The 13,181-nt window shown below is 43.1% G+C and carries 13 protein-coding genes; 3 read left to right on the top strand and 10 right to left on the bottom strand.

Going from position 1 to position 13,181, the window contains the following annotated elements; translation table 11 throughout:
- Positions 1-222 precede the first annotated feature (222 nt).
- From H6G41_RS13215 to H6G41_RS13170, 10 genes are all read right to left on the bottom strand, one after another.
- Complete coding sequence (locus H6G41_RS13215; protein ID WP_190746639.1) at positions 223-1,749, bottom strand: peptidoglycan-binding protein; 1,527 nt, start codon at positions 1,747-1,749, stop codon at positions 223-225.
- Positions 1,750-2,134: 385 nt separating this feature from the next.
- Positions 2,135-2,695, bottom strand: a complete 561-nt coding sequence (locus H6G41_RS13210) for an SH3 domain-containing protein (protein WP_190746638.1) — start codon at positions 2,693-2,695, stop codon at positions 2,135-2,137.
- Between the two features lie 167 nt (positions 2,696-2,862).
- A complete protein-coding gene (locus H6G41_RS13205) occupies positions 2,863-4,374 on the bottom strand; it encodes an AAA family ATPase (protein ID WP_190746637.1) in 1,512 nt (503 codons plus the stop codon).
- Between the two features lie 426 nt (positions 4,375-4,800).
- On the bottom strand, positions 4,801-5,307 hold the full coding sequence (locus H6G41_RS13200; protein ID WP_190746636.1) for a DUF177 domain-containing protein: 507 nt from the start codon (positions 5,305-5,307) through the stop codon (positions 4,801-4,803).
- A 261-nt stretch (positions 5,308-5,568) separates the two neighbouring features.
- Positions 5,569-6,084, bottom strand: coding sequence for a R3H domain-containing nucleic acid-binding protein (locus H6G41_RS13195; protein WP_190746635.1), 516 nt, complete (start codon positions 6,082-6,084; stop codon positions 5,569-5,571).
- A gap of 2 nt (positions 6,085-6,086) precedes the next feature.
- Positions 6,087-7,232, bottom strand: coding sequence for a membrane protein insertase YidC (gene yidC / locus H6G41_RS13190; protein ID WP_190746634.1), 1,146 nt, complete (start codon positions 7,230-7,232; stop codon positions 6,087-6,089).
- Between the two features lie 237 nt (positions 7,233-7,469).
- On the bottom strand, positions 7,470-7,859 hold the full coding sequence (locus H6G41_RS13185; RefSeq protein WP_190746633.1) for a PH domain-containing protein: 390 nt from the start codon (positions 7,857-7,859) through the stop codon (positions 7,470-7,472).
- Complete coding sequence (gene rnpA / locus H6G41_RS13180; RefSeq protein ID WP_190746632.1) at positions 7,846-8,268, bottom strand: ribonuclease P protein component; 423 nt, start codon at positions 8,266-8,268, stop codon at positions 7,846-7,848. Before rnpA ends, H6G41_RS13185 begins: the two co-directional genes overlap by 14 nt.
- A gap of 24 nt (positions 8,269-8,292) precedes the next feature.
- Positions 8,293-8,427, bottom strand: coding sequence for a 50S ribosomal protein L34 (rpmH, locus tag H6G41_RS13175; RefSeq protein ID WP_015139827.1), 135 nt, complete (start codon positions 8,425-8,427; stop codon positions 8,293-8,295).
- A gap of 115 nt (positions 8,428-8,542) precedes the next feature.
- Positions 8,543-9,055 (bottom strand): DUF2808 domain-containing protein, encoded by a 513-nt coding sequence (locus tag H6G41_RS13170; RefSeq protein ID WP_190746631.1) that lies wholly within the window; start codon positions 9,053-9,055, stop codon positions 8,543-8,545.
- Between the two features lie 778 nt (positions 9,056-9,833).
- Between H6G41_RS13170 and H6G41_RS13165 the strand changes: the two genes are divergently transcribed.
- From H6G41_RS13165 to H6G41_RS13155, 3 genes are all read left to right on the top strand, one after another.
- Entirely contained in the window at positions 9,834-10,997 is a 1,164-nt protein-coding gene (locus H6G41_RS13165; RefSeq protein ID WP_190746630.1) for a Re/Si-specific NAD(P)(+) transhydrogenase subunit alpha, read from the top strand.
- Positions 10,998-11,095: 98 nt separating this feature from the next.
- On the top strand, positions 11,096-11,389 hold the full coding sequence (locus H6G41_RS13160; RefSeq protein ID WP_190617124.1) for an NAD(P) transhydrogenase subunit alpha: 294 nt from the start codon (positions 11,096-11,098) through the stop codon (positions 11,387-11,389).
- The gene (locus tag H6G41_RS13155) at positions 11,386-12,789 is read left to right on the top strand and encodes an NAD(P)(+) transhydrogenase (Re/Si-specific) subunit beta (protein ID WP_190746629.1); all 1,404 of its coding nucleotides are present in this window, start codon (positions 11,386-11,388) and stop codon (positions 12,787-12,789) included. Before H6G41_RS13160 ends, H6G41_RS13155 begins: the two co-directional genes overlap by 4 nt.
- Positions 12,790-13,181: the final 392 nt, after the last annotated feature.

Here is a 13,181-nt window from a genome sequence, read left to right as displayed (position 1 = left end):
CAAGCTTGAAAAAATTTTCAGAGAATAATCTCTACTGTCTTAATAGTTGTGTGAATTGGTATAACACCATAAAACCAATTCAGCAATAGGCCTGTCTGAAAAATAACATAAGGTTTTCAGCTTAACTTGACACCTATGGGCGCATTAGCTCCCATAGTTATATTTCAACAATCAAGTATCAATCCCATATCATGAAAAACTCTCTTCCCTAGCCCCTAGCCCCTAAAAATACTCTACCCTGGCATCTAAACCATAGGAGCGTAAAAGTTTAGAGAGATTTTCTGCTTCTGCTCGATTACCAAATCTACCAGCATTGACATAATCTCCTAAACCTGATTTTTCCACAACAGGATTAGCGATATATTGACGTACTTTGTTGAGTGTATCAGCATTATGAATTGGGACTACTACTACATAGGCTTTTTGATTGGCACTAGTAGTATTATTCTCTCTAGCTGCATTATTTAAACCTAAGGCTTCCCAAGTTTGTGCATCTACATTTCCAGTTGGTGGTAGCTGAGCATATTGTTGGAATGCATACACATAGGCTCTAGTGTTTTCGCCGTAATAACCATCAGGATTGCCATTAAAAAAACCTAATTGTAACAAACGCTCTTGAACTGCTCTGACATTATCCCCGCTATCACCAACAGTAAGATAATTTCTGGTTGGTTGAGCATATCTATTTGGATTTTGTCCTGCTGCGCGGACTGCTTCCAAGGCTTGAATATTAGCTATACCATCAGCGGGTAGTTGATAATCTCGCTGGAAGCGGATGAGAGCATCCCTAGTCATAGGGCCAAAATTACCAGTTGGATTAGCTGTTAAGTATCCCATCTCCCTTAGGCGTTCTTGCAATTCTCTGATTTGCACGGGAGAAAGACTAGTTCTTTCTGGTAATACGCCAGGTGAGGAATTGAATAGTCTGTTCCAAGTTTGTTGATCTGTAATCCCATTAGCATATAGACCAGAACTTTGTTGGAATGCAATTAAAGCATCTCTGGTTAAGGGGCCAAAATTACCAGTTGGATTAGTATTCAAAAAACCTAATTGTTGCAAGCGCTGTTGCAATCTCGTGACTGCTGGCCCTTGACTACCTTGGGAGAGAATAGGATAGTCTCCTCCTTGGCTAGGCCTGTTTAGCGGTGCTTGTGGTGTTGTTCTAGGACGAACAACTGTATTACTACGACCTCTAGACGCTTGCTGGTAACGAATTAATGCTTGCTGAGTTTGGGGGCCAAAATAGCCTGTAATGGGCCCTTGAAAATAGCCTAAGCGCTGTAAACGCTGTTGTAGTTTCACCACTTCTGGGCCTCTGCTACCCAGTCGCGGAGTCCCACTGACGTTACTATTTGCAATTCTACCTTGGCAAGCTTGTTGTAGCGATCGCTCTGTACTCGCACCGACAACTCCATCAGCAGGTAATTTCCGAGATTGCTGGAAAGCAATGACAGCTTGTTGGGTTATGGCACCAAAGTTACCATTGATGGGGCCATTAAAATAACCTAACTTTTTCAAACATCTTTGGATGTTGGCTACTTCTGCACCATTACTGCCAAACTTTTGCAGTGCTAAACTTTGCCCAGATATACTGAGAATGCCCAAGGTAATTGAGACAGATAAAAAACGCATGACAACTGCGCCAGATAGCTTTGTCCAATTCCAGAATCTGAAATTAACAGAAACAATCGCAGCATTTTCAGATACTTCGGAGCCTGAGGTGATAGGTAGATAACTGATAATTTTCATAAACAGACAAAGGATAACTGGATTATTAACTAAGTAAAAATTTTTATAAGTTTTGTTGGGCGATCGCGTATCTAAATATCTGAGTAGATAAACATTACAAAAATAACTGGGAAATTTTTACCCAGAAAACTAGGTCAACCATAATTCACCTCAAGTGCCAACTGCCTTACAATATCAAGATTCTTACTGCCAAAAGAGCCAGTAAGTTAGACTTTTATCTCTATTGGTCAAGCTACTTTTTAGCTAAGTTTGTGAGGAATTTTGGCTACCAGTATACTATAGGTTAAATAGAACTTGAAGCAATTAATACATAAAAAAATAACCTGGTAAGAAAGCCTTCTCCAGGTTTATCAAATATTGGTTTGGTGGAAATTTCTTAACTGAACTATTGGTTTTGGGTTGATGCTTCTGGCTGTTGTACTTCCTCGCTTTCCTCAACTCGTTGCGTATTACCTGCTTTTACCCAACCTTCTTGATTGGTATCTTCTTGGCGAATTTTCTGCCAGAGTTTATCAGGGCTTTCTTCTAAAATTACTACTTTTTGATTAAAACCAACGCCACCAACACGTTCAGCATCTTGTTTTGGTTCGGCTCGCAAACTCAAGCCTTGAGACCAAGTCACTGTTCCGCGATAAGCGCCTGGTGGTAAAGGTGTTGGTGATTCCTCAACCTTGGGCGATTCAGTTGAAGTAGGTGAGGGTGAAGCTGTGGCGTTAGCGCTCGGACTAGGAGATGGTGTGGCTGAAGAGTTAGTGTTTTTGGCTACTTTATCACCTGGTTTTGGCGATTGGACTTTTTGAGATGGGTTATCGTTAGAAAAAATTGGTTTTGTCGGGGGTATAGCAGTTCGATTCAGGAAATAAAGCGCTGTGGCAACACCACTACCGATTAAAATAGCGATCGCTAACAAAATCCCCAGTATAAATTTTAGTACGTTAGAAAACATATCTTATAACCTTATCACCATTGGTCAATTGTCAATGGTCAACAGTCAAGGGTAAATGGTTATTGGTTATTTGTCATTAGTCATTAGCGATTGATTGGGCTGTGGACTATTGACTATAGACTGTTGACTATGGACTATGGACAATTGACTACTAATTGTTGAATAACTTAGCGTAGCTTACCAAAAGTATCGCTCAAAGGAGCCTGTTTTGAGGCTAACCTGGCTCTTCCAGCCGCAGCCCATTCTTGTAATTGTTGAATTTGCTCAACAGCAGTCCGCGCCAAGGGAATGATTTGACTAGCAGATTCTAAAATGTCGTCGTTGGTAAAATCACGATTTTGACTAAATCCAATATGCATCGCTTCTATTAAAGTTTGTTCAATCTCCGCCCCAGAAAAATCTGGTGTCTCATATGCTAGCCTGTCAATGTCATAACTTTTCAAGTTATGGGGGCGCAGTCGGGATAAATGCACGTTAAAAATTGCTTTTCTTTCTTCTTGCGTCGGTAAACCAACAAAGAAAATTTCATCAAATCGCCCTTTACGCAGCATTTCTGGTGGTAATGCTTGGATGTCGTTAGCAGTAGCAACGACAAACACAGGTGAGGTTTTTTCTGCTAACCAGGTAATAAATGTCCCAAATACGCGACTAGTTGTACCCGCATCGCCTTTACTACCAAGTCCAGAAAAGGCTTTATCAATTTCATCAATCCACAATATACAGGGCGCTAAAGCTTCAGCGACTTGAATCATTTGGCGCGTGCGCGATTCCGATTCACCCACCAAACCGCCAAATAACCGCCCAACATCTAAGCGTAATAAAGGTAAATGCCAATGATGAGCGATCGCTTTTGCTGTTAAAGATTTCCCTGTACCTTGAATACCCACCAACATTAAACCACGCGGGTGCGGTAATCCGTACTGTCGCGCCCGTTCGGTAAATGAGCCACCCCGGCGCAGTAACCAATCTTTCAGGTTATCCAATCCGCCAATATCGGAAATTTGCTCTGTGGCGGGATAAAAGTCCAAAATTTGGGTTTGGCGGATAGTTTGGCGTTTTTCTTCTAAAACTAAATCCACATCTTCCGGTTGCAATTCACCGTGAGTTGCGATGGCTTTTGCTAACACCCGACGAATTCTTTCCATTGATAGCCCTTGACAAGAGCGTACCAAATCATCTACTACTTTACTACTTAGAGAATTAGCCGTCACTTGTAACAAGCGTTCCACCTCTATTTTAATTTCGGCAGCTGCTGGTAAGGGGAATTCCACAACTGTCAGCACTTCGGTTAAGTCGTCAGGAATGGCAATTCGCGGTGACAAAATCACGATATTTTTGGGTTGCGATTTTAACAGTCTTGCTAAATTACGGAGTTTGCGCGCGATCGCTACATCTTCTAAAAATCGATGATAATCTCGCAATATAATTACCGCAGGTGCTGAAGCAGGTAATTTTTCGATGAATTCCAAAGCTTGCAGTGGGTTACGCCGTCCAAAATTCGCATCATTGGGATTTCCTTGGTAACCATCGACAAAATCCCAGGTATACACCGGACGATTACCTTGATTTGTGGCTTCTTCCCGAATTGTTGCTTCTACCCGCTCCTCTTCGTATGTCGGAATATAAATTAAAGGGTAGCGGGCGCGTAGCAGTAGTTTAAACTCATCACGAAAGGTCATTCACTTACTCCTATCATAATTGGGCATTGGGCATGGGGCATGGGGCATTTGTTATCGTTTAAATCTCTGACTGAAAATGTCTTTAATTTTGAATTTTGCGGAAAGTCTGAGCGCCGGCTTCTGGCGATGGCTTCTCCCAAGGGGAGACGCTGCGCGAACGCCAACGTCTCCGACGAACAGAACTTTCCAAGAGAGAATTTTGAATTTATTTACTCAATGCTTGCTTTGCTGATGTTTGAGTTTTATGGTCATCCTAAATGATTACTTGCACAACAAGATCCCCGACTTCTTCAAGAAATCGGGGATTTAAAGGTCTGTTTGTTGAAAACCAGGAATATTTTTGAAGAAGTTTGTATATATGCCCACAGCTTCTCCATTATTTATATAATATCCTGTCAACAATTCAAAAGTCAACAGTTAGCATCACTAACCCGGAAGTTTCTTTTTCAAAGCTTCCAAGGAAGCCCAGCGCTTATCAACAGGCTTTTCGGAACTTTCAGCACTACTATTCACAATCCCTGGGCAATTGCGATCGCACAATTGGCGTTGAGGCAAAGCTAAACACATTTGCTCATACAGCCATTCACTAGGATAAAAATAGCCCTCAGGTGGTAGAGTTTCTACCAAATCTTCTACCGCTACTTCTCGCTCTAATGGTAAGTCTTGTGATTGATTAGCTGTGGCATCTAACCAAATAACTTCTTTGGTATCAACCACCAAACGCTGATTGTATTGCTGTAGGCATCGGTTACAAGTACAAGTAATTATAGCTTCTGCTTGTCCAGCCACTTCTAAGTAATTACCCTGATGCTGTACGCGGATTGTACCGCGAACCGGGGTCAAAGTTTCCAAACCAGGCAGAAAATCCTTAACTTGAATTTCCTCTGTCCGCTCCGGGGCTTTGGTGAGCTGCGGAATAAAAATTGCGTCCATAGGATTTGTGAGACATCCTCACTCAACGAAACTTAGTTTAATTACCAGCAAAATTGCTGATCTTAGATCTATATTTTAGCTGTTAGTGTCAATGCTTATTGGGCATTGGGTATGGGGCATTGGGCAATTCAATTTTGGATTTTGGATTTGCGATAGCGCAGCGTTAGCGAGTCCGCGAGCGTCTTTTGGATTGGGTTTGAATCTAAAATCTAAAATCTAAAATCTAAAATTCCCTGTCCCCCTTGTCCTCCTTCTCTTCCCTCAAGGAGCGATCGCGGGACGTACGACAAGATGACGATGAGGTTCTTTGCCTCGGCTAAAGGTTTCCAAATCGGTAAATTCTTTTAAAAATGTGTGAATTTGCCGTCTTTCTGCCGAACTGAGCGATTTTATTTCTACTTCTCTACCTGTAGCCCGCACTTCTTCTGATGCGGCTTCGGCCAAGGCACGAATTTCCGCTTGTCTTTTGATGCGGTAGCCATTTAACTCAATGGTATAAGAAGCTTGGTCTTCTTGTGCTTGATTGATATTCAGTACTGAATTAGCTAGGTACTGAATTGCATCTAAAACCGACCCATCAGCACCAATCAAAATATTGATTTGTTCGGGACTGAGAGTGGTTTGATCAATTGTTAACCAGTAATTATCTGGTTCTTCGGAGTCGCCGCTCTGAGGTTGAGCAGGTTCTAAATTTCCCTCAACCTCAGCAGATACCCCAGTAAGCAGCAGCAATGTTTTTAACCATTGCTGCCCTCGCTGCATGGGATTGTTACTCATGATCAATTTGTAGCCTTTTTCTTAGAACTTTTTGGCTCAAACGGCAATGCTTTCTGTTCTGCCGTTGCTGCTTCTTTTTCTTGGGTTGCTACGATTTTTTGCAGTTCTTCCGGTAAGGGTTCGCGCGAGAGAATAAAGGTTTGCAGCGTTTGGAAGATATTTCCAATTACCATATACATTAAGACTCCAGCCGGCAGAGGGAAGAACAAAAACATCCCCGAAAAGATCACAGGAGTGATTTTGTTGACTGTATCCTGCTGTGGGTTGCCACCGCCAGAATTTTGCCCGGAAAGAATTTGGCTGACGTAAAGACTGATCCCAAAGAAAATCACCATCGCCACAATATCCCAGTGGATTTTGCCGTCTGGATCGATCGCACCGACTCTACCTAAAGCGTCAATGAACAGGAATCCTTTATCTGCTGCTAGTCCGGGAATAGTGCCTTGAAGTGTCACATCTCCCGGCTGTAAGGCTTCTATATTGCCTTCAGCATCAATTTTGATTCTGTCTTCGCCCTTGGTAATTTTCCAATCAGGAATCAATTTATTTTCTGGGTGTTCTGCTAAAAGCACCTGAAATGGTTTGCCTTCAACAGTTTGGTACTGTATCTTGGTATGTTCGCCTACAGCTAATTTATTGCCTCCGGGCAGAATTGCCGTCACAGGAATATGTTCTCCATCAGCAATGTAGATGTTTTGCGGTGGAGTAGCAAAGGCTTGGGGTTGAATTCGTTCGATTTGTTCGGTGGGCAGTATTTGCAGGTTAACGTTGTAGTTAACACCAGCAAAGGGTGAACCCCGTAAAGTTGCAAACAGCGCCAACAACACTGGCATTTGCAACAGGAGTGGTAAACAGCCTGCTAGAGGGTTGCCAAATTCTTTTTGAACATTGACCATTTCCTCTTGCTGCTTTTGGGGATCGTCTTTATAACGCTCCTTAATTTCTGCCATCCGCTTTTGCATCAGCGGTTGGACAATCCGCATCCGCCGCATATTCCGAATGGAACCAGCACTCAGGGGATAGAGTGCAAAGCGAATTATCAAAGTTAAAGCAACGATCGCCAATCCATAGCTAGGCACAATGCCATAGAAAAAGTCTATGATCGGCAGCATCACGTTGTTCGAGAGAAACCCGATACCAAAATCCATTATTCTGAATTCAACCTGAGGTACTGTAAACTGACTGAATCTAATTTATCTAAATCGTGATTTGTCTGCGACTATCATCAACTACGGATAGCCGCCCATGATATGAAAGAATGAATGCTAAATATCAACCGGGCCAAAATTTCTTCAAAACCATCTGTATAGGTAGTTTTCACCACTTGCACAGGCTGGTGCTGCTGAATAAGGGAAGGTGTTTGACTCAGCAATACATGGTATAGATTATTTGGCAACAGTAGTATATTCAGAATTTTTGGCAGCAACTCTTTCGTCAATGTAGTCATAAACTGCCCGAAAATTAGGCACAGCCCGCATTTCTAGACGGCTACCATTTCTCAGGGTGATGACCATATCTCCCCACAAGCCTACGCCACGGGGAACTTTAACCACTTTGACAATTTCTGCATAAATTACGTCAGTGCGATCGCGTCCCATCCAACCCCCAGTCACAGTAACTCGGCGATCGGTGATGCGGAAGCGCAGCCATAAAGCTCTCACAATGGCTCCAACTGCCAATGGGATGCCGACAACCGTTAATCCAACCAGCAGATTCAGAATCAAATCCCCAATATGGGGGCCACCTTCATAATAAATTTCTTCACGAATGCCCATTGAGTACCTCGACTTGTGCTAACAACTGCTCTAATTCTTGCAGAAATTGTTGGCTTACGCACTCTTGTTCTGCTGCTGTTGGTTTCACAACTACCACTAACCGCCATCCAGGTGACAATCTGGGCAACAACTGATACAAAGCTACCGTTATTTGGCGTTTGATCCGGTTACGAACTACTGCACGCTTGCTGACTTTTGTGCTAATGGAAATGCCAAATTTTGTGCTGTCTAAAGGTGCTGTCTGGATGAACTGTGCATTTTCACCGGCAGTATCCACAGAAGGCTGTTTGGCAATCGACGGTTTCAAGGCCCTTAATGTGAACAAGGAACCATGACGCCGAATTCCTTCGCGGAAAACTGCCTGGAAATCTTTGCGGGATTTTAGCCGATTTGCTTTGGGCAAAGCCACAGATGCTCTTTCGCCTAATACGCCCTAAACACTCAAACGATGACGACCCTTTTTTCTTCTGGCTCTGATCACGTTTCTGCCGTCTGGCGTCCGCATTCTCGCGCGAAAACCAGATGTTCTCTTTCTCTTACGGTTGGTACCGCCCAGGGTTCTTTGCATACTTTGCTCCTCTTAGGTGCTTTTAAAAAATCACAATCTCTTATTTTATCACTTTCACGGCTAAATGGTAGATATGAGGATTCACAGTCAACAGTCAACCGTCAACTGACCCAAGTTAAGAAATACTCAAAATCCAAGTTCCCACATAACGCAACATGGGAATATCGCCAGGAGAGAGGATTTGGCAGTTGAAATAGAAGGTTCCACCAAAGGAGGGGTTTTTTACATTAGATAACACGACTTCCACTTTACTGCCTGAGGGTAATGGCTCTTGGGGGTAAATTTGAATGATGCGACCTTCTTTATCCCACTTCACTTCCGAAAGCGGAACGGCTTTATCTTTGATTTTCACTTCAACCTTGTTGGGATCAAAAGTACCTTTGTAATAATCAGGATAAGTAATGGCTATTTGCGCTACTGCCAATTTCATTTTTTGGGCAGGAATTCTTAATATATAGCGATCCCAACCATCTGCTTGCCCGCCAAAGTCTAAACGGTAGGGTAGTTGATTTTCGCCCCTAACACCGCTAAATAGTGTCAATCCTGGTAGGCTTTGTGCCCAGCTGACAGCTTGAAAACCCGTCAACAAGCAGCTAGCCACCGCTAAAGTAGAAAGTAAACGTTTCATAATTAAGGCTCCTCACTATCAAGTAGTCAGCTGGGATATTTAACGAAATAACTAAAATTTAGTATTCGTAACTAAACTTTACTACTGAATTTCTAAAATTAGACGTTAAATTGCTAGAAAAAGTGCCATTGGGTATTTGGTATGGGTTATGGGGCATGGGGCATTGGGCATTGGGTAAGAGTCAAGAGTCAAATAGAATTGTTAATTTTGAATTGTTTGTCCTCCCCTTACTCTCACTCTCTAGCCTTAATCTCTCGCATGGGGATCAAGGATTGTTGCTGAATATGTACAAATGTATCTGAGTTGTAAGACTTTTGTTATAAAAATTGAGCAATCCAAACAGCGATCGCCTGTTAACTTGGGCTAGATTGATAAAAACAAGCGTGAATCCAAGTAGTTATCATCAAAATTTACTTTGGGCAAAATCAAGTTTTTTTTAAGTGGATACATATTGCAATATGTCATAGAGGAATACAAAATTTTTCAATCCCTAAAATAAGCTGAAGACACAGATGCAAAGTTTGGGAATCAACATAGGATGTGCGTATGTAAGCCTATTGAAATTATCTCAAATTGTTAACATCTGTGAGTAAAAAACTGAGACTTGGCCTAGGAACCAGCAAGTGATACAACAAAGGGTCAAGGTTCAATCTACACAGGCAAGCAATGGCTGAGATGACCAGCCGATGCGGCATGAGAGCAGGGAATCAATCAGCATAGAAATTACAGAATTCGCAGATAGTTTGCAGAGATTAGGTATTTATCTCCAGGAGATTTCATGAGAATAGCAGTAGCCAAGGAAATCGAAGTTGGTGAGCGTCGTGTAGCATTAATTCCTGACATTGTTGCCAAATTGGTAAAACAAGGTTTAGAAGTTTGGGTAGAAACAGGTGCGGGAGAGCGATCGTTTTTTAGCGATTCTGCCTATGAAGCAGCAGGGGCGAAAATTATTGCCGATCCCGCTACGTTATGGGGCGAAGCTGATATTTTATTGAAAGTTAGCCCCCCACAAGAACGTGAAGATGGACGCTCGGAAATTGATTTTCTGAAAGCGGGTTCTGTATTAATTAGCTTCCTCAATCCTTTAGGAAATCCGGCGGTAGTGGAAAAACTGGCAAATCGCCAAGTTACAGCCTTGAGCATGGAATTGATCCCCCGAACTACCAGGGCGCAAAGCATGGATGCATTATCCTCGCAAGCATCCCTAGCCGGTTACAAATCCGTATTGATTGCCGCCGCTGCATTGCCGAAATATTTCCCCATGCTTACCACAGCCGCAGGCACGATCGCCCCTGCGAAAGTATTTATCATGGGGGCAGGTGTAGCAGGATTGCAAGCGATCGCCACCGCTAGACGCTTGGGAGCAGTGGTAGAAGCCTTTGATATCCGTCCCGCCGTTAAAGAAGAAGTGCAAAGCTTAGGGGCAAAATTCGTCGAAGTTAAACTCGAAGAAGAAACCGTAGCAGCTGGTGGCTACGCCAAAGAAATCTCTGAAGCTAGCAAACAACGCACTCAAGAAGTTGTTACTGAACACGTCAAAAACGCTGATGTGGTGATTACCACCGCCCAAGTTCCAGGGAAAAAAGCCCCACTGTTAGTCACCGAAGAAATGGTGAAACAGATGAAACCAGGTTCAGTAATTGTAGACTTAGCCGCCGAACAAGGTGGTAACTGTGCCTGCACCGATCCCGGTAAAGACATTGTATGGAACGGTATCACGATCATCGGGCCGATTAATCTGCCATCATCAATGCCAGTTCACGCCAGCCAATTGTATGCCAAGAACCTGACATCGCTGATGCAATTGCTGATTAATAAAGAAAAAGCTTTGAATGTGGATTTTTCTGATGACATCGTTGAAGCCGCTTGCGTCGCCCATGCAGGTGAAATTCGCAATCAACGAGTAACTGAAGCATTAGCAGCTTTGAAAGTTAGAGGTTAGGGACTAGGGACTAGGGACTAGGAGACTAGGAGAAATACCAATGCCCAATGCCCCATGCCCAATGCCCAATGCCCAATTAAACAAGGAGTTTTTATTTCATGTCAGAGGCATTACTTGCTGCTTTGTTTGTATTTGTTTTGGCATCTTTTATCGGCTTTGAAGTCATCAACAAAGTGCCACCTACCTTACACACTCCCTTAATGTCGGGATCAAACGCGATTTCTGGCATTGCTGTACTGGGGGCGATTGTAGCTTCTGGTGCTAGAGAAACAAGTGTGGCAGTGATTCTTGGTTTAATTGCCGTAATACTAGCGACAGTCAACGTTGTGGGTGGCTTCCTAGTTACAGACAGAATGTTGCAAATGTTTAAGAAAAAGGAGATTAAGGCGTGAGCGATTTTCTACCAACTGGGATTCAGTTAACGTATTTAGTCGCTGCATCCTTATTTATTCTCGGTTTAAAAAAGTTAGGTTCACCTGCAACAGCTAGGAACGGTAATGTTGTAGCAGCCGTGGGGATGTTGTTGGCGATTGTCGCCACAATGTTGGATCAACATGTGTTGAACTACGAGATGATTTTGTTAGGTTTGGCGATTGGTTCAGGCATTGGTGCGATCGCAGCTTACAAAGTCCAAATGACAGAAATGCCCCAAATGGTGGGTTTACTCAACGGTTTGGGTGGTGCAGCTTCTGCATTAGTCGCTGTTGCCGAATTCTGGCGCTTATTGGATTCTGGCTCATCTATACCTCTTGATGTCAACATTTCCATGCTGTTGGATGTGTTAATCGGTGGTGTTACCTTCACAGGTAGTTTTCTCGCCTTTGCCAAATTGCAAGGTTTAATTAGCGGTTCCCCGATTACATTTCCTTTCCAGCAACCATTTAACCTTTTACTGCTGGGTGCTTATATAATCGGTAGTGCCTACTTAATCGTCACACCAGATAGCCTACCTATATTCTTAGCTGTAGTTGCTGTTTCTCTAATATTGGGTGTCATGTTCGTCATCCCCATTGGTGGGGGCGATATGCCTGTGGTAATTTCGCTGTTGAACTCCTTATCTGGTGTAGCAGCATCCGCCGCAGGTTTCGTGGTGATGAACAATATGTTAATCATCGCTGGGGCGTTGGTGGGAGCATCAGGGCTGATCCTCACCGAAATTATGTGTAAAGCGATGAATCGTTCTCTGTTCAGCGTACTGTTCAGTGCTTTTGGTACAGGCGGTGCGGCTGCTGGTGCAGCTGCTGGTGGTGCAATTGATCAAACTGTTCGCAGCATCGATCCTGAAGAAGGGGCAATGATGTTGGGTTATGCCCGTTCTGTGGTAATTGTGCCTGGTTACGGTATGGCAGTTGCTCAAGCTCAACATAGCGTCCGCGAGTTGGCAGATCAACTAGAACGCATGGGTGTTGATGTTAAATATGCCATTCACCCTGTAGCTGGGAGAATGCCAGGACACATGAACGTGTTGCTGGCTGAGGCGAATGTGGCTTATACCCAGTTGTATGACATGGATGATATTAATCCCCAATTTGAACAAGCAGATGTAGCTTTAGTAATTGGGGCTAATGATGTAGTCAATCCTGCGGCGCGTACTGATGTTAATAGCCCAATTTATGGAATGCCAATTTTGGAAGTAGATCGGGCGAAGCAGACAATTGTGATTAAGCGCGGGATGAGCACAGGTTTTGCCGGTGTAGATAATGAGTTGTTCTACAAAGATAAAACCACGATGTTATTTGGTAGCGCGAAGGATATGGTGTCGAAGTTGGTTTCGGAAGTGAAGCAGCTTTAACGAACCGCGTTCGCCAGAGGCGTTCCCCCAGGGTAGGCGCGAAGGGCGCGAAGGAAAGAAATATTTAGAGAGTTGGCTTGTCTTGGGGGTGTGATGCTTCTGAGACAAGTTTTTTTAATGAAGAGAGCTAGTTTTCTTGAAATTTAATATTTGGATCTATCTAAGTCAATCCAAAGTTCATCCCAAAGATTTTGTAATATATTTTTTAGCGAATTAGTTTGTGAATCTAGAGTACAACCCTTATTATCATTCTCAAGAGTTGAACTATTGGAAATAGCTAGTGATAGTTGTGATTTTATTTATGGTTGATTAGCACCTACAAAATATGGGTCTAGCGTTTGGTAATTCAACCGGTCATCCGAATTATTGTCTGGCAAAGTAAAAGCTTGTGA

This window comes from Tolypothrix sp. FACHB-123 (genome assembly GCF_014697075.1).
Taxonomy (GTDB): domain Bacteria; phylum Cyanobacteriota; class Cyanobacteriia; order Cyanobacteriales; family Nostocaceae; genus Aulosira.
The sequence above is the reverse complement of the archived record's forward strand: the minus strand, read 5'-3'. Positions and strand labels throughout refer to the sequence as shown.